Here is a 15,971-nt window from a genome sequence, read left to right as displayed (position 1 = left end):
TGCTCACAACCCTTTCACCGCATAGATTCCAGGAGCATTGCGAAGATACTCCTTATAATCCATGCCATACCCGAACAAGTAACGGTTACCCGTTTCAAGCCCCACGAAATCCGCCGGCGAACCCTGTTTATGGTCCCGTAGCTTGTCCACTAATACGGCACTGTAAGCCGTGGCGCCTTCCCCTCGGCAATATTCCATGATCGCAGCCAAGGTATGTCCCTCATCGAGGATATCATCCACCACCAGCACCACTCGATCCTGGAGGGAAATCATAGGCTTGCGCAGCCAACGCAGGGTCCCTCCGGCAGTGTTTCCCTGATAACGGGTAACATGGATGTAATCAAGTTGCAGCGGGAAGTCAAGACGCGGCAGAAGACACCCGCAAGGAATAATCCCCCCCACCATACAACACAACAGCAGGGGATTTTGGGTACTTAGCTTGGCGGTAATCTCTATCGCGAGCTGATCCAGCGCGGCCTCCACTTGAGCCTGGGTATAGAGACGGTCCGCTTCACTGTAAACCGATTGAATCTCCTCCAACATATTTCCCATCAATAGAGTCTTTTCGATAGCAGAATAAGGGCAAGGATCACTTTAGGGCGGTGAGTTCCGATTGAACCCGTGCTACCGCCTCTCGCCCTTCGGCAATAGCCTCCTCTGCTCGGTGAAAATCTAACAGGGCAAGGTCGTTAAGACGAGGAGCGATCAACAGGTCAGGAGGGTCCCCTGCCAGACGGCTACGGGTAATGCGCACTTGCATGATATTAATGCTACTGGCGACGATATCAAACAGTGAGGGCGGCGTATTGTTCTCTTGATCCTTGGTACGTCCCTCAGACTCACCCCAGAAGCTAGCCCAGAGGGCTTGGGTTAAGGTAGAGCCCAGATCCCGGAAGGGGGGCGTTGCCTGCTCCTGGGACTGAATCGCTGAACGCACCCGACGACCCAACAAACCCGCATTAAGGTCCACTGCAATGACCTGCGCCGCACCCAAGGCCCGGCAAACACTCACCGGCACTGGGTTAGCTAGGCCACCATCCACCAACCAATGACCGTTGCAGTATACTGGAGTCAATAATCCGGGTAAAGCAACAGAAGCACGCACCGCTTCCAGCAAGGAACCTTGTTGCAACCAAATTTCCCGCCCATTTTCCAAGTCGGTGGCCACGGCGGCAAAAGGCATCGGCAAATCCTGAATTTCCCGATAAGGAAAACGCCGGCCTAAAAATTTAAAGAGTTTTTTTCCCTCGATGAGGCCACCACGAAGCCGGATATCAAAAAAGCCAACGGTGTCTTTCCACACCAGGGAACGGGCCCATCGCTCCAAGTTATCCAAAATCCCAGCAGCATAGGCGGCTCCCACCAGGGCCCCGATGGAGGTCCCCGCCACTAAATCAGGAATAATGCCGTGCTCTGCTAAAGCGCGAATCACACCGATATGGGCCCACCCCCGGGCAGCCCCTCCTCCCAGAGCAAGCCCGATACGAGGGCGAAGCTGAGTTTCCCCATGAGTTGTTTTAACCCCGTAGTCAATATTATCTTTAGCCAACAGAAAATTCCTCGGAAACTATTCTAAAATGGCCCACTTTAGTGTGATCGCCCTTACCCGCTGGCAATGTTGCCTAGGCTTAGGATAGTCTATGTTTAAAAAATTGTTTTTTATGACATCCGCTTACCATAGCGTCTAATCACCATCTGAATAACAGAAGCTTTTTTAAGCTTTGTAATAAAGGGAACACAACCATGCGTGAATTTGCCCGGTTCATTATGCGAGGCCGCCTCTATGCAATAGCGATAGCAGGGTCGTTCGGCGCGCTCGCAGTTGCTCTGCCGCCCCTATCTTTATTCAGTGGCGCCGCAGTCGGCTTAGTGACCTTGCGGCACGGCATGAAAGAAGGGCTAACCGTTACCGCAGGTGCGGCCTTAGTGGTGGCGGTAATATTTTTAGCCATTGCGGGGAGGGCGGATTTATCCTTTCTCCTGATACTGGGACTATGGCTACCCAATGCCTTAGGTTGTTGGGTCTTGCGGATCACTCAATCTCAAGCCTGGACCCTGTTAGTTGTCGGAGGATTTGCCGCTTTCTTTGTGGTGAGTATGCATATTTTAACGGGGGACGTCATCGCCTGGTGGCAACAATGGATTGAGCAAACCATTACCCAGGCCAATATTGAGGGCGTCACGGTTGAACAGATCTCCCAAGAAGGCGCCCTAGCCTTGATGAACGGCCTGGTGGCCATGTTTTTTGGCCTCAACCTCATGTTGACCATTCTGCTGGCCCGCTGGTGGCAAGCCCTTCTCTACAATCCGGGAGGGTTTTCGAAAGAATTCCACTCCTTGCATTTGCCCCGTAGCCTGACCTATCTCGTCATTCTTCTCTCCGCCCTGGTGCTGACAGGAGTGCTTGATGGCGGAGGTCACGTCTTGACCGATCTGTTCATCGTGGCAGTGATGATATACCTATTCCAAGGATTGGCAGCCATGCATGGAATGGCTGCCCTTCGCGGCTTATCCTCATGGTGGCTCCTGCCTCTCTACATAGGGCTATTTGTCCTTCCCCCCCATTTTATCATCGGCCTGGCCATGGTCGGGGTTGTGGATAGCCTAATGAATCTTCGCAGCGCCCCCCCTCCCCCTCCTAAAACTTAGCGGAGACGGTGACTATTCCCACTAATACCAATTTAACCAAAGAATGCAATCTATTAAGGCTTCAAGTGGTTGTTTAGACTGAATCCATACAATGCAAAATCACATGAAATTGGTATAAAACAGTTAGCCGCGAATTAACGCCCATGAACGCAAATATTTCAATGGCTTAGCGCACAAGGGGTCAGGTCTAACATTCCAATAACCCGTGCGAAATTAGGGTGTTCGATCAACTCCATGGCGCTCATGACACTGGTCGAACGTCTCCGGCCATTGCCACGCGCCGTGATAGACGCGCAGAATCTCCAGGCGTTCCTTCACGCCCCGGTAGGGCAAAAGGTAAGGCATTCGTGGAACAATCAACTCCCGTGTTCCCGGCACCCGGCCGGGACGGCCAAGGGACCGATTTTCTGTCAACAACGTCACACACGCCTTAATGCGCTCCTGGAGCACGCGCGCGGCGTGAGGATCGTCTTCGGCGATATACAGATAGATCTCCCGCAGATCCCGCCGCGCCTGCGGCGACCAGACAACTCTCACGTCCGGCCTTCGTGCGCCCGGATCTTCGCTTCGATGAGCGCCTCCATCTCGACCATGACATCTTCATGCGCGATGCCTTCACCTTGGTCCAAAGCCATCATAGCGTCCCGAATTCCCTCGACCTGCCACGCCTGCTCTTCGATATAGTGCTTTAGCGCGTCCTCGATGACCCAGTTTCGCGAGCGCTCCATCGCCTTGGCAAGTGCCGTGATCTGCTTAGCAATCTCTGGATCGGTACGAATCGTGATTGTGCTGCTCGTCATGGATTTGGCCTCTTAAAAAAATGCAAAGCAATCATTTGTGTTCATAGCACGATCCAGCGTCTAGGCGCAAGCAAAAAAACCGGGTGAAGAGATAAATAGATAAAAGAAAAGATAAAAGGACATCCACTTTATATTGATCTATGCTCCAGCCATGGCCATACTCCGATTTCCGTGCCCATTTAGTGAGGAGTAAGATCATGAAATTAAAGGTCTTGATCCATGCTGCCGAGGAAGGAGGCTACTGGGCCGAAGCGCCCGCCCTGCCAGGCTGTGTATCCGAAGGAGACACCCTTGAAGAGGTCCTGGCTAATATCCGAGAAGCAGCCGAATGATGGCTGGAAGTAGCCGCTGAGAGACCTGTGCTAGATCCCCAAACTCAAGTCATGGAAATCGATTTGTGAAATCAGTCTCCGGCAAGCGCTTGTGCCAGATACTGAAAAAACATGGATGGGAATTACAACGGGCACGGGGAAGTCACCATATTTATGCAAAGTCTGATAACCCAACGATTTTGACTGTACCCCTTCACGGCAACAGAGAATTAAAAATCGGCACGTTTCGCCGTTTGCCCAAGGACGCGGGCTTGACGGAAAATGATTTGAAGTAGGGAATGCGCACGAGAACCGGGTCAGGCTTTGGCGACAAAAAGGCCAAAAAAGGACATCCACCTTCGCAGCCCCCCCTGCCCCTCCTAAAACCTAGCGTAAGCGGTAACTGCCTGCACCGCCCTTTGCCAGGCCGAATTCCGGGATAACTGAGAACGCGTCAAGGGATAGCGTCCATAAAGGCGAAGCAGGCGGGCGGGGGTGCCCGGAAGGTGGTCCCCCTCCAGTTCATCCAGCAAGGGGGCATAGCCATGGGGATCATTACAAACCAAGGCCATATCGCAACCGGCACTTAAAGCCGCCCGTACCCGCTCGCTCATGCCCCCTACTCCCGCCGCGCCGGCCATACCCAAATCATCGCTAATAATGGCCCCCTGAAAACCCAATTGCCCACGCAAGACTTCCTCTAGCCAAAAGGGGGAAAAACCGGCGGGGAGGAGATCTACTGAAGCATAGCGTACATGAGCCGGCATTATCGCCGGCAAACCGGCACTTATCAGACGTTCGAAGGGCAAAAGATCCCGCTCTCGGATCTGCTGCCAAGGGCGCTCATCCACTGGAAGGGCCACATGGGAATCAGCCGCCACTGAGCCGTGTCCCGGAAAGTGTTTCCCCACCGCGGCCATGCCCGCCCAGGCCATCCCTCGAACATAGGCCTTGGACAGGGCTATCACGGCATCAGGTTCCGAGTGAAAGGCCCGGTCCCCTATCACCCTGCTGACTCCCTGATCCAAGTCCAAGACCGGGGCAAAACTAAAGTCCACCCCCACTGCTCGCAATTCAGCCGCCATCAACCACCCGGTGATGGCCGCCAAACGCCGAGCTTGTGGCGGATCCCGGTCATAGATCTGCCCCAGGAGACGCACCGGAGGCAGGGAAGTGAAACCCTCCCGAAAACGCTGTACTCGCCCGCCCTCGTGATCCACGGCCACCAATAGCCGAGGCCCCCTGAGAGTGTGGATACTATCGATCAACGCTGCAATTTGTTCTGGAGATTCATAGTTACGGCTGAATAAAATCACTCCGCCTACCCAGGGATGCCGTAACAGCTCCCGTTCTGCCGGGTCCAGAGTCATGCCTTTTAAGTCAATCATCAACGGGCCTATGGTCATGGCTTACCTCCCTGACTGCCTCACATCTAGTCGATCCCGCAACCAATCCCCCAGGAGATTGACGGCTAGCACCACCAGCATCAGGGCAATTCCCGGGACCAACACCATATGGGGGGCAACCAGAAGATAGCGGGTCCCATCCCGGATCATGCTGCCCCAAGAAGCCGCCGGCGGCTGCACCCCCAGTCCCAGGAAAGACAAGCCTGCTTCCGCTATCACCACCCCGGCCACCCCAAAGGTGGCCTCCACAATCAGCGGCGCCAGAATCAAGGGGAGTAAATGCCGCCCCACAATGCGCATCGTCCCTGCCCCCAGGGCAATCGCCGCTTGCACATGCTCACGGCGCCGGAGACTGAGCACCTGAGCCCGCGCCAAACGAGCGTAACCTACCCACCCCACCGCAGCCAAAGCAAAGACCACATTTTCAATCCCCGGTCCTAAAATCCCTGCCAGGGCGATGGCCAGTAAGATCCCGGGAAAGGCCAAAAAAATGTCCATCAGCCGGGCGACCCCATGATCCCACCAACCTCCCAGATAGGCGCTTAGCATCCCCAGCAAAGTTCCGCAGAACCCAGCAACAGACACCACCCCAAACGCTACGAGAAAGGAAGTGCGGGCCCCCACCACCAAACGATCCCACAGGGGCCGGCCCAAATCATCAAAACCCAACCAGGCCTCCGGGCAGGGGGGCATTAAGATTCGTTCCAGATGAATAGCATTGGGCTCCAACCCCCACCAAGGTCCCAGTAAGGCCAACATCCCCCATGCCAGAAGAATCCCCAAGGGTAGCCGCGCTCCCCTCATTGCCGAGTGCCTAACCGCACCCGGGGATCAGCCCAACCATAAATAAGATCCGTCAAGGTATTGACTACCACGTAAATCAGGCTAATCAGCAATACGCACCCCTGTACCACAGGATAATCCCGACGTTGAATGGACTCCACAGTGAGCTGGCCGATTCCTGGCCAGGAAAACACCACTTCGGTAATCACCGCTCCCCCCAACACGGTACCCAATTGCAGGCCCAGCACCGTAATCACCGGAAGCAGGGCGTTGCGCAGGGCATGCCGTCCTATCACCCGACTTAAGGACAAACCTTTCGCCTTCGCCGTCCGGATATAATCCTCGCCCAAGACTTCCAACAGGGCCGCCCGAACCATCCGGGAGAGAATGGCGGCCATGGCACTCCCCAATGTCAGGGCCGGCAACACCAAAGAATCCCAGCCGGTTCGTCCACTAACCGGAAACCACCCTAAACCAATGGAAAACACCAAGATCAGCAGGGGCCCCAGCCAGAAATTGGGCACCGAGACTCCCACCAAAGCAAAGGTGGTCGCCACTCGATCCCAAATCGTGCCCCGCCGCACTGCGGCTAATATTCCTAAAGGAAAGGCAATGATTATCGCCACCAGGAGTGCCGCCAAGGCCAGTTCCGCGGTTGCCGGTAAACGTTCAGCCAGCAGCTCCACCACCGGCCGTTGGGAATAGAGCGAAGTCCCTAGATTGAATTGGGCCAGCCCCTGGAGAAATTGCCCCAGTTGCACGAGCAAGGGGCGGTCCAATCCCAAGGCCTGACGCAATGCCTCCCGATCGGCTGGCTGAGCGCCTTCCCCCAGAATGACTTCCACCGGATCACCCGGGATGAGGTGGATAAGCAGAAAAACGAGGCAAGCCACCCCCAGCACCACCACCATTGCACTCAGCAGCCGGCTAAGAAGGAAATATCCCATGGCATCCACTCAACCAATGAATATCCGCATTCCCGGCTTGACCCGCGCAAACAACTCCAACAAGGGACCATTGTGGATACGGATGCAACCATGGGAGCCCGGTATGCCCATGGCCGTCTCGTCCGGAACCCCATGGATATAGATATAACGGCCCATGGTGTCCACCTTGCCGAAACGATTCTTCCCTGGTTCCAAACCACTCAACCATAAAATCCGGGTCAATATCCAATCCCGCTCCGGATAGGCCCGCCCCAATTTCGGAGTATAAATCTCACCCGTGGGCCGCCGTCCCCGAAATACGGTGTTCACAGGACAACCGGCGCCGATCTTGGCCCGGATCTGGTGCCAACCCCGGGGCGTGCATTCACTCCCCATTTCCTCCCCAGGCCCATTTTTTGCCAGGGAGACGGGCGTCTCAAACACTACCTTCCGCCCCTGTCTCAGGGTAAGCCGTTGTTCCAGGAAATGGACCCGAATGTAAGATTCAAGCTTCACCATGGTCTAATTGAAAAATTAAAAAGCAAAAAACTCCTCCCGCTGGAAGTATTCTTCCCTGGAACTAGATTAACAGGTTCGAGAAAACCAGCCGCGCAATGCTCAAATAAAGCACTAATCCCAATAGGTCTACCAGGGTACTGACCAAGGGAGCCGAGGCCGTGGCCGGGTCAAAATCCAAGGCGTGCAAAACAAAGGGGAGCAAGGAGCCCACCAACGTCCCCGTGGTCACCACGCCAATGATACTGAGCCCTACCGTCAAGGCAAGCAAGGCGGTCGAGTGACTATCGCCCCCCCAAAAAAAACTGGCCAGAAACAAAACAATCAGTCCCAGGGAGGCCAAAATCCCGCCCAGGGCCAACCCCGCCCGAATTTCCCGGAGGGCCACGCGCCACCAGTCCTGAGGCCGAACCTCCCCCAAGGCAATGGCGCGGATCACCAAGGTGGAGACTTGAGATCCGGCATTGCCGCCACTGGAGATAATCAAGGGAACAAACAAGGTCAAAGCGACCACCTCGGCCAGCTGTTCCTCAAATTGGGACATGGCCCCGGCGGTCAACATGGCCCCCAGGAACAGCAGCGCCAGCCAACCGACCCGTTTTCCCACCATGGCCTTAAACCCCGTTTGTAGGAAGGGCATATCTAACGCCCTCGAACCACCGAGTTTCTGAATATCCTCGGTCGCTTCCCGGGTCAACACATCCACAATATCATCCACGGTAATGATTCCTTTCATCCGCCCTTGTTCATCCACTACTGGCACGGCAAGCAGGTCATGGTGGGCAATGACCTTGGCCACGGCCTCTCGATCAGCATCCTCAGGAACCGAAACCACCTCGGTGTGCATCAAATCGGCGACTTTGATATGGCTACGGGCGGAGAACAATTCCCGAATGGAGATCACCCCACAGAGCCGTTCTTCCCTATCCACCACATAGGCATAATAAATGGTTTCCGTCTGATTCAGGGCTTGCATGCGTAACGCAATCAGAGCCTCCTCAACACTGGCTTCAGGGCGCACCCTTGCAAAGCGGGGGCTCATGATACCCCCCGCCACATCCTCGGCGTAGTGGAGCAAGTGGAACACTTCCCGCCGAGTCCTTACATCCAGCATGTCAAGCAGTTCCCGGCGCATCAAGAGGGGAGATTCTTGGATCACATCGGCGGCATCATCCGGGGCGAGGGTTAAAAACCAACGCCGGCGATCCAAGGGGGACAATTCCATCAATAGCTGGGATTGCTCCAATGGCGTCAGTCTGTGGAAGAAATTTTTCGCCTTCCTTGAAGACAAGGCGCTAAATTTTTGCGCTTGCTCTGCCGGCGACAAGGTAGACCATACCTGACGCAGTGCTTGAATACTCTCATGGGTAGCGTTCATTTCAGGGGTTTCCAACTGCTTCTAGGGCGAGAGTTTGTCTACACTATAACGCTATAAATATTAATAAATATGTTAGGGAACCCAGCTCTTCAAAACCACGAACTGGTGAGGTAACTCCCATGAACGATACAGAAAACAGCTTACTGGCGTTGCATGAGCTAGGCCAAGCTATTTGGCTCGATGGGATTGACCGTCAGAGACTTATGGATGGCACCTTAGAGCGCCTCATTGAAGCAGACGGCATTGCGGGCCTCAGTACCAACCCCGCTACTTTCGAGAAAGCGATTGAGCAAGATGAAAATTATCAGGCTGCCATCGAAAAAGAGGCCAAAGCAGGACACTCCGCCACCGAGATCTACGAGCGCCTGCTAGTGGAAGATGTCCGCTTGGCCGCCGATCGCTTCCAATCTCTTTACCGCCAAACCGAGGGACAAGAGGGCTTTGTCAGCCTGGAGATTTCGCCCCTCCTCGCCCATGACACCGAGGCCACGGTGAATGAGGCACGGCGCCTGTGGCAATGGGTGGATCGACCTAATGCCATGATTGCCATCCCCGGAACCAAAGCCGGACTACCCGCCATCGAACAGCTGATCAGCGAAGGCATTAATGTCAATGTCACCCTCCTGTTCTCCGTGGGACGTTACCTGGAGATGACTCACGCCTATATGACCGGATTGGAAAAACGTTTGGCAGCGGGCCAACCTATTCAGCGGGTCGCTTCGGTCGCCAGTTTTTTCCTCGGCCGCATTGATCTCAAGGTAGATCGTCTCCTGGATGAAATTGCCAAGGAAAAGGATCCCCAGCGTGTTGAACTGGCCCGGGGATTGCGGGGTAAGGCGGCCCTAGCCAGCGCGGGATTTGCCTATGAGCGCTTCGAGGAATTCCATGGCAAGCCCCTCTGGGAACATTTAGCCGAGCAAGGTGGCCGGAAACAGCGGTTGCTTTGGGCCTCCACCTCGACCGAGGATCCCCTGTACAGCGATATTAAATACGTGGACTCCCTCATCGGTCCGGAAACCGTCAATGCCATGCCCATAGCCACCCTAGAGGCCTACCGCGAACACGGACAACCTGAAATTCGGATATGGACGGCTGTTCATGAGGCCCCTGAAATCATGCATCGGTTGGCGGAGTTGAAAATTGATCTGCGCATTGTGGATGAAAATCTGGAAAAGGAAGGAATAGCGCAGTTCATTGAACCCTATCAGCAATTGCTAGCCACCCTGGAGCAGCGCAGAAGGCAGGGCTAGTAATCGCCTCTCCCTAGCGTTATTACTAAACCCCTTCTCATCAAAACAACCCCAGGAGTCATGTTGCCAGGCGATCAACGCTTAAAATCACCCCCTTGGCACCAACGCCACCTCTGGCAAATTGTGCCGGTGCGTGATGTGCTGTGGATTTTACTAGGCGTATTCCTGTTATGGTTTGGCTATCAACTGCGGGCTATTTTTATTCCCTTGCTCCTCGCCTTCGCCCTGGCCTATTTATTTGATCCCCTGTTCCGTTGGGGGGAACGCTACTACAAACTGCCCCGGCCCGTGACCATCAGCCTTATCCTGATCCTGTTAGTTGTTGGCGGCATGTCTCTGCTCGCCTGGCTAGGACCGGAGCTTCTCAAACAATTTGCAGAGCTGCTGCGGGGGCTGACCCACTACCTCCAGATCCTTACCCTTAAATACGATCTCGATCCCCTCAGGACCCTGGAGACCCAACTGGGAAAATGGGTTCAGCGGATGGAGGAAAACCCGGTAAGGTTCGTCATCGAAAACACTGAAATATTACTCACCGGCACAACCCAAGCCGTCACCGTGGTGGGTCGGGTCCTGGGCACGACCACCTATATGGGGGCCATGATTTTATTAGTCCCTTTCTACTTTTTTTTCATCGCCTGGCATTTCGGTTCCATCATGGACAAGATAAAGGGACTCATTCCGGTCAAGAAAAAAGAGCAAACCCTCGCTATCGCCAAAGAAATGGATGAAGCGGTAGCGGCCTTTTTCCGCGGACGCTTGGTGGTTTCTTTGATCACTGCCGGATTATTTTCTATCAGCTGGTCGCCATTACTGGCGGATGTGCCCTATTGGCTGATACTGGGGATTAGCGGGGGATTATTGAACTTCATCCCTTACGCGGCGGCATTAGCGTGGTTGGCGGCCCTTATTTTTAAGGGGCTGGAAATAGGCTTCGGCAACGGTTTTCAACTGTGGGCGGTAATCATTTGGCCGAGCCTTGCCTATGGCATCGTTCAATTTATCGATGGCTGGTTGCTTACCCCTTGGATCCAGGGACGCAATCTCAATTTGAGTACCATCACCGTGATCATCGTGGTGCTGATTGGCGGTACGGTTGGCGGGATTTATGGACTGTTGCTCTGCATTCCCATTGCGGCCTGCGCCAAAATCCTGTTCACTGAGTTGATCTTACCTCGTTTACACCAATGGGCCGAGGAGCATTAGTCCTATTTAATCTGAGCTCTAAACAAGAGAGGGATGTCTAGGGTGGTAAATCCAACTAGCGGTTATAATCCCCAGCAATGCCTGGAAAGTTATCTCGCCCGAGCCCTGCAACGGATTGGCGCTAATGAAGAGATGAATCATCTTCTTCAGGCTTCCTATCGGGAAATAAAATTCGAATTACCTTTAGTGCGGGAAAACGGATCATTAGCTGTTTTCCATGGCTACCGGGTCCAACACCATCGCAGCCGTGGTCCCTTCAAAGGGGGGATCCGTTACCGCCCCCATGTGGATTGGGAACAATTTCGCGCCCTTGCTTCCATCATGACCTGGAAAACGGCACTGGTCGACATCCCCTTTGGCGGCGCTAAAGGGGGTATCGATTGTGATCCCAACACTCTCACTCCCCTAGAGCTGGAGACTCTGAGCAAGCGCTTTATGATTAAATTAGGTCCTTTAGTAGGACCGGATCGGGATATCCCCGCGCCCGGGATGGGCACCGATGAGCAAATCATGGCCTGGCTCTATGACGCCTATTCCCAAGGTCATGGGGATGAACCGGCGGTGGTCACCGGCAAACCCTTGGGACTGGGGGGCTCCTATGGCCGCACTGAAGCCACGGGCCGTGGCTTAGCCTTAGTTACCGCTTGGGTTATGCAAGCCAGAGGCCTTCCCCTTGAGGGCGCGACAGTGGCCATCCAAGGCTTTGGCAATGTCGGCAGCCACATTGCCCGTTTCCTTGCTGAAAAGGGAGCCAAAGTGGTGGCCATCAGCGATATCCGGGGCGGCCTTTACAAGGGCGATGGTCTGGATATCAAAAACCTTATTGCTTCCAAGATCGCTGCGGGAAAATCTGTTTCCGTCACAGAGCTAGACGTAAAAGGGGAATCCATCAGCAACGAGGAATTGCTGACCCTGGATGTGGATATTCTGATACCGGCAGCAATAGAAGGGGTATTACACGAAAGCAATGTCGATCAAGTCAAAGCCCGCCTGATTGTGGAAGGGGCCAACCTGCCCACGACCTGCGGGGCGGCTGAGGTTTTTAAAGATCGGGGGATCCCGGTGGTGCCTGACATTCTGGCCAATGCGGGGGGCGTCACGGTTTCCTATTTCGAATGGGCCCAAAACTTACAGCGCTATCGCTGGGAACTGGAAACAGTGGACCAACGATTAGAGAGAACCCTGAAAAAGGCTTGGGAGAAGGTCCGAAAAAGGGCGGCAGAAGATAACCTCTCTTACCGGGAAGCCGCCTACGTGATTGCTACTAAACGGGTGAAACGGGCCATTGAATTACGGGGGTTTTGATCTCAGCCCCAAGACTTTCTGACCCTTTCCCCTCCTGCCATCGCCTCCAAGGCCATTACGGCGGCAATAAGAGAAAGATGGGTCAGACCTTGAGGGAAGTTGCCCAACATCTCTCCTCTTTCGGTGTCGTATTCTTCCGAGTATAGGCCAAGATCATTGCCCGTAGCAGCAGCCCGTTTAAACAGCCCATGGGCCTCCTCAAGGCGGCCTTGGTAAGCCAAGCACTCTACCAGCCAAAACGAGCAGGCCAGAAACACGCCCTCTTTGCCCTCCAGGCCATCGTTGTTGGCCCGATAGCGGCGCAGCAGACCCGCTTCCCCCAATGCTTCCCAAATGGCGTCAGTCGTCCGTACCATACGCTCGTCTTGATAATCCACAAACCCCACCAGGGGGAGCAACAGCAACCCTGCGTCCATTTCAAAATGGTCAAAGGCTTGGATAAAAATACCCCGCCGAGGATCGTATCCCTTTTCCTCTACGGCCCGGCGGATCGCTGCCCTTTCCCGCGCCCACCACGCCACCGGCGCATGATTGCCCAGTTCCTCTGCCAATTTGATTCCTCGGTCCAGTGCCGCCCAACACATGACCTTGGAATGGACGAAATGGCGGGGTGTACCTCGTATCTCCCAGAGACCTTGATCCGGCTCCTGCCAGCGTTCAGCAGCTCCATTCACCAGTTCCACCAAAAATTCCCAATAATCTTCATCTGGTATATGCCCCCGCTGGTACCAACGCCAGGCCAGTTCGAGCAGCTCTCCATAGACATCCAACTGCAACTGCCCTTCTGCGGCATTGCCTTGACGCACCGGCTTTGCCCCCCGATAGCCCGATAATTCTTTGATTTCATACTCATGCAAACGCCGCTCTCCCCCAATCCCGAATAAAATCTGGATCTCCTCTGCACTCCCTGCTGCAGTGCGCTCGATAAAGCGGCGAAAACCATCCGCCTCCTTGACATATCCCAGCTCTGCCAATGACCTTGCCGTAAAGGTGGAATCACGAATCCAAGTAAAGCGATAATCCCAGTTCCGTGTCCCCCCGGGCGCTTCGGGAAGAGAAGTGGTCGGTGCTGCGGCAATGGCCCCAGTAGGGGCATTGCAAAGGCCTTTGAGAACCAGGGCTGAGCACTGCGCTTGTTCGGCATAGCAACCCTCGAACTGGCCCTGGGAAGACCAGGCCTCCCACCATTGAATCGTTTCCTCAAAACGCTGCTCCAGTAGCTCAATAGGGGGGATATCCACCCGGCCTTCATCGAGCTTTTCTGGGAGTCGATAGAGCAGCGAAAGGTACGCTCGCTGCCCCTCTTCCACCCTCTGAACTCCCACCAACTCATGACGATGTTTCATTGTCAGGGGGAAATTACCGGAAATCAACAAACCATCACTGCCGCCGATGGCGAGGTAATGCTCTCCTTGGCAATCTTCACAACGCCGCCGAATCCAAGGTTTGATAGCGCCGTAATCAAAACGCGGCGCAATCTCAACCCGGAATTTCAACCGCCCTCTTATCCCTGCAACGACTCTTAAGATCTGCCGATGAGGATGATGTTCTCCCCCTTCTCGCATGGTGAAACAATCCAAAAGGCGAGCTTCCCCTTCCTGAGTTCGAAAGGTGGTTTCAAGAATCAGCGTTTGGGGAAGATAACGGCGGGAGATCTCATAAGGACCTAGGGGGGCAATTTGGCAGTACCCGCCTTGCTCCCAGCCAAGAAGGCGACCAAAACAACTGGGGGAATCGATTCTCGGCATACAGCACCAATCGATGGAGCCGGATTTGGAGATCAGCGCTGAGGAATGGCAATCGGCGATATAGCCATAGTCGCTAAGGGGAGGGTATTTATCCTTCAAGGGCATTTATCCTTTATAGTCGGGGAGTTGACACTCTTAGATAGAGAGGCTGCTCTATTTGGCTAGAAGCCTAGTCAAGTTATCTGGGATAAGCTACTCCTAGCCTTCCACCCTTAATCTAAAATAATTCATATGCGAACAGGAGAAGAAGATGGCCGCTCCACAATCACCAGCGTCAGCGGATATTGGCCTCATCGGTCTTGGCGTGATGGGCGCCAACTTGGGGCTGAATATCGCCGAACACGGCTTTACCGTCAGCGGTTATGACCGGGATCCGGATAAAGGAACCCGATTCGCTCACGCCGCCCAAGAACAGCTTCCGGAGCCGGAACGGATCAAGGCCTATAGTGATATCGCCCCCTTCATCGCCGCCTTGCGCCGGCCCCGGGCCATCCTTATGCTGGTTCCTGCCGGGGCGGCAGTGGACGCAGTGATTGAGACACTTTCCCCCCATCTCGACCAGGGCGATATCCTGATTGACGGGGGAAACTCCCATTTTCAGGACACTGACCGCCGTCTTCAGGCACTGACGGAGCAAAATATCCACTTTGTGGGGATGGGCGTGTCCGGCGGCGAAGCCGGTGCCCGCCACGGCCCCAGTTTAATGCCGGGAGGCGATCCGGCGGCTTGGGAACGGCTTCGTCCATTACTAGAAGCCGCCGCTGCAAAAGTAAAGGGAGAGCCCTGTGTCGGCTGGCTAGGGCAAGGCTCCGCCGGCCACTACGTGAAGATGGTTCACAACGGCATCGAGTATGGCCTGATGCAGCTTATCGCCGAAAGCTATGATCTCATGCACCGGGGATTGGGCCTCAGCCAAGAGGAAATGGGCGCTATTTATAGCCATTGGGCCCAAGGACCCATGGGAGGCTTTCTCCTGGAAATCACAGTGGACATCCTGGAACAACAGGACCCTCTAGGCGAAGGTTACCTGCTGTGCAAAATTCTCGATTCCGCCCACCAGAAAGGCACCGGCCAATGGACCTCCCAGGAGAGCCTAGCCCTCCAGGTCCCCACTCCCCTCATCAATACCGCCGTCACCCAACGGGTACTGTCAGCGGCAAAAGCCCAACGCCAGCAGGCCAGCCAGCAACTCGGAGGGCCTATCGAGTTGGCACCCATTGAGCAGGAGACTTTTATCACCCACTTGAGTCATGCCCTCCAAGGGGCGATGCAACTGACCTACCTCCAGGGCATGCATCTGTTGCAAGCGGCGAATCAGCATTATGACTATCGTCTTTGCTTAGAACTTGTCGCCTCCATCTGGCGCGGAGGATGCATTATCCGCTCCCAACTGCTGGAAGACTTGCGCGCTGTTTACCAGCGCACCCCGGAACTCATCAATCCCCTTCTTGACAAGGATTACGGGGCCGCCCTCACCCATACCCAGGAGGGGCTTCGAGCGGTAGTCCAGGCGGCGGCCTGTTGGGGACTTCCCGTGCCAGGCCTTATGGCTGCGCTAGGTTACTACGACAGCTACCGCAGTTCTTGGCTCCCCGCCAATTTGCTGCAAGCCCAGCGGGATTATTTCGGCGCCCACACCTTCCAGCGTACCGACCGGGAAGGGAGCTTTCATGTAGAATGGGACAAAAAATAA

17 protein-coding genes are annotated in these 15,971 nt (G+C 54.9%); 7 read left to right on the top strand and 10 right to left on the bottom strand.

Annotated elements, in window-relative coordinates; genetic code table 11:
- Nucleotides 1-3: 3 nt before the first annotated feature.
- Together NHAL_RS13890 and rssA are read right to left on the bottom strand one after the other, a co-directional pair.
- Nucleotides 4-552, bottom strand: a complete 549-nt coding sequence (locus NHAL_RS13890) for a hypoxanthine-guanine phosphoribosyltransferase (protein WP_013033784.1) — start codon at nucleotides 550-552, stop codon at nucleotides 4-6.
- 37 nt (nucleotides 553-589) lie between these two features.
- Nucleotides 590-1,549, bottom strand: coding sequence for a patatin-like phospholipase RssA (rssA, locus tag NHAL_RS13885; RefSeq protein WP_013033783.1), 960 nt, complete (start codon nucleotides 1,547-1,549; stop codon nucleotides 590-592).
- Between the two features lie 194 nt (nucleotides 1,550-1,743).
- On the opposite strand from rssA, the gene NHAL_RS13880 reads away from it, so the two are divergent.
- On the top strand, nucleotides 1,744-2,649 hold the full coding sequence (locus NHAL_RS13880; RefSeq protein ID WP_013033782.1) for a DUF2232 domain-containing protein: 906 nt from the start codon (nucleotides 1,744-1,746) through the stop codon (nucleotides 2,647-2,649).
- A 213-nt stretch (nucleotides 2,650-2,862) separates the two neighbouring features.
- Here NHAL_RS13880 and NHAL_RS13875 read toward each other — a convergent pair whose 3' ends face one another.
- Together NHAL_RS13875 and NHAL_RS13870 are read right to left on the bottom strand one after the other, a co-directional pair.
- Nucleotides 2,863-3,186, bottom strand: coding sequence for a type II toxin-antitoxin system RelE/ParE family toxin (locus tag NHAL_RS13875; protein ID WP_013033781.1), 324 nt, complete (start codon nucleotides 3,184-3,186; stop codon nucleotides 2,863-2,865).
- Complete coding sequence (locus tag NHAL_RS13870; RefSeq protein WP_013033780.1) at nucleotides 3,183-3,449, bottom strand: CopG family ribbon-helix-helix protein; 267 nt, start codon at nucleotides 3,447-3,449, stop codon at nucleotides 3,183-3,185. Before NHAL_RS13870 ends, NHAL_RS13875 begins: the two co-directional genes overlap by 4 nt.
- A gap of 197 nt (nucleotides 3,450-3,646) precedes the next feature.
- Between NHAL_RS13870 and NHAL_RS20610 the strand changes: the two genes are divergently transcribed.
- Both NHAL_RS20610 and NHAL_RS22515 read left to right on the top strand, forming a co-directional pair.
- On the top strand, nucleotides 3,647-3,781 hold the full coding sequence (locus NHAL_RS20610) for a type II toxin-antitoxin system HicB family antitoxin (protein WP_013033779.1): 135 nt from the start codon (nucleotides 3,647-3,649) through the stop codon (nucleotides 3,779-3,781).
- Between the two features lie 65 nt (nucleotides 3,782-3,846).
- Nucleotides 3,847-4,056, top strand: coding sequence for a type II toxin-antitoxin system HicA family toxin (locus NHAL_RS22515; protein WP_013033778.1), 210 nt, complete (start codon nucleotides 3,847-3,849; stop codon nucleotides 4,054-4,056).
- Between the two features lie 84 nt (nucleotides 4,057-4,140).
- Here NHAL_RS22515 and nagZ read toward each other — a convergent pair whose 3' ends face one another.
- The 5 genes from nagZ to mgtE form a co-directional block, all read right to left on the bottom strand.
- Entirely contained in the window at nucleotides 4,141-5,166 is a 1,026-nt protein-coding gene (gene nagZ / locus NHAL_RS13855; protein ID WP_013033777.1) for a beta-N-acetylhexosaminidase, read from the bottom strand.
- 3 nt (nucleotides 5,167-5,169) lie between these two features.
- Nucleotides 5,170-5,970, bottom strand: coding sequence for an ABC transporter permease (locus NHAL_RS13850; protein WP_013033776.1), 801 nt, complete (start codon nucleotides 5,968-5,970; stop codon nucleotides 5,170-5,172).
- Nucleotides 5,967-6,896, bottom strand: coding sequence for a nickel ABC transporter permease (nikB, locus tag NHAL_RS13845; protein ID WP_013033775.1), 930 nt, complete (start codon nucleotides 6,894-6,896; stop codon nucleotides 5,967-5,969). The genes NHAL_RS13850 and nikB overlap by 4 nt, the downstream gene beginning before the upstream one ends.
- Nucleotides 6,897-6,905: 9 nt before the next feature.
- Entirely contained in the window at nucleotides 6,906-7,394 is a 489-nt protein-coding gene (locus NHAL_RS13840; RefSeq protein ID WP_013033774.1) for a L,D-transpeptidase, read from the bottom strand.
- A gap of 61 nt (nucleotides 7,395-7,455) precedes the next feature.
- Nucleotides 7,456-8,769 carry a magnesium transporter gene (gene mgtE / locus NHAL_RS13835; RefSeq protein WP_013033773.1) on the bottom strand — a complete coding sequence of 438 codons (1,314 nt, stop codon included), beginning with the start codon at nucleotides 8,767-8,769 and terminating at the stop codon, nucleotides 7,456-7,458.
- A gap of 119 nt (nucleotides 8,770-8,888) precedes the next feature.
- Here mgtE and tal point away from each other — a divergent pair, with 119 nt between their 5' ends.
- The 3 genes from tal to NHAL_RS13820 are packed head-to-tail and all read left to right on the top strand — an operon-like array spanning nucleotide 8,889 to nucleotide 12,530.
- Nucleotides 8,889-10,019: a transaldolase gene (gene tal, locus NHAL_RS13830; RefSeq protein ID WP_013033772.1), complete on the top strand. Its 1,131-nt coding sequence runs from the start codon at nucleotides 8,889-8,891 to the stop codon at nucleotides 10,017-10,019.
- Nucleotides 10,020-10,079: 60 nt separating this feature from the next.
- A complete protein-coding gene (locus tag NHAL_RS13825) occupies nucleotides 10,080-11,225 on the top strand; it encodes an AI-2E family transporter (RefSeq protein ID WP_041355007.1) in 1,146 nt (381 codons plus the stop codon).
- A gap of 42 nt (nucleotides 11,226-11,267) precedes the next feature.
- Nucleotides 11,268-12,530: a Glu/Leu/Phe/Val family dehydrogenase gene (locus NHAL_RS13820; protein ID WP_013033770.1), complete on the top strand. Its 1,263-nt coding sequence runs from the start codon at nucleotides 11,268-11,270 to the stop codon at nucleotides 12,528-12,530.
- A gap of 2 nt (nucleotides 12,531-12,532) precedes the next feature.
- Here the strand turns inward: NHAL_RS13820 and NHAL_RS13815 are convergent, their stop codons facing one another.
- Nucleotides 12,533-14,383: a glycoside hydrolase family 15 protein gene (locus tag NHAL_RS13815; protein WP_013033769.1), complete on the bottom strand. Its 1,851-nt coding sequence runs from the start codon at nucleotides 14,381-14,383 to the stop codon at nucleotides 12,533-12,535.
- A 145-nt stretch (nucleotides 14,384-14,528) separates the two neighbouring features.
- Between NHAL_RS13815 and gndA the strand changes: the two genes are divergently transcribed.
- Nucleotides 14,529-15,971 (top strand): NADP-dependent phosphogluconate dehydrogenase, encoded by a 1,443-nt coding sequence (gndA, locus tag NHAL_RS13810; RefSeq protein WP_013033768.1) that lies wholly within the window; start codon nucleotides 14,529-14,531, stop codon nucleotides 15,969-15,971.

Source organism: Nitrosococcus halophilus Nc 4 (assembly GCF_000024725.1).
Taxonomy (GTDB): domain Bacteria; phylum Pseudomonadota; class Gammaproteobacteria; order Nitrosococcales; family Nitrosococcaceae; genus Nitrosococcus; species Nitrosococcus halophilus.
This window is presented reverse-complemented; position numbering and strand designations above follow the sequence as displayed.

Bases quoted from the DNA above. Each gene is read 5' to 3' on its own strand.
- NHAL_RS13890 (WP_013033784.1), bottom strand. From the start codon at position 552: ATGGGAAATATGTTGGAGGAGATTCAATCGGTTTACAGTGAAGCGGAC.
- NHAL_RS13880 (WP_013033782.1), top strand. From the start codon at position 1,744: ATGCGTGAATTTGCCCGGTTCATTATGCGAGGCCGCCTCTATGCAATA.
- NHAL_RS13870 (WP_013033780.1), bottom strand. From the start codon at position 3,449: ATGACGAGCAGCACAATCACGATTCGTACCGATCCAGAGATTGCTAAG.
- NHAL_RS20610 (WP_013033779.1), top strand. From the start codon at position 3,647: ATGAAATTAAAGGTCTTGATCCATGCTGCCGAGGAAGGAGGCTACTGG.
- nagZ (WP_013033777.1), bottom strand. From the start codon at position 5,166: ATGACCATAGGCCCGTTGATGATTGACTTAAAAGGCATGACTCTGGAC.
- NHAL_RS13850 (WP_013033776.1), bottom strand. From the start codon at position 5,970: ATGAGGGGAGCGCGGCTACCCTTGGGGATTCTTCTGGCATGGGGGATG.
- nikB (WP_013033775.1), bottom strand. From the start codon at position 6,896: ATGGGATATTTCCTTCTTAGCCGGCTGCTGAGTGCAATGGTGGTGGTG.
- NHAL_RS13840 (WP_013033774.1), bottom strand. From the start codon at position 7,394: ATGGTGAAGCTTGAATCTTACATTCGGGTCCATTTCCTGGAACAACGG.
- mgtE (WP_013033773.1), bottom strand. From the start codon at position 8,769: ATGAACGCTACCCATGAGAGTATTCAAGCACTGCGTCAGGTATGGTCT.
- tal (WP_013033772.1), top strand. From the start codon at position 8,889: ATGAACGATACAGAAAACAGCTTACTGGCGTTGCATGAGCTAGGCCAA.
- NHAL_RS13825 (WP_041355007.1), top strand. From the start codon at position 10,080: ATGTTGCCAGGCGATCAACGCTTAAAATCACCCCCTTGGCACCAACGC.
- NHAL_RS13815 (WP_013033769.1), bottom strand. From the start codon at position 14,383: ATGCCCTTGAAGGATAAATACCCTCCCCTTAGCGACTATGGCTATATC.
- gndA (WP_013033768.1), top strand. From the start codon at position 14,529: ATGGCCGCTCCACAATCACCAGCGTCAGCGGATATTGGCCTCATCGGT.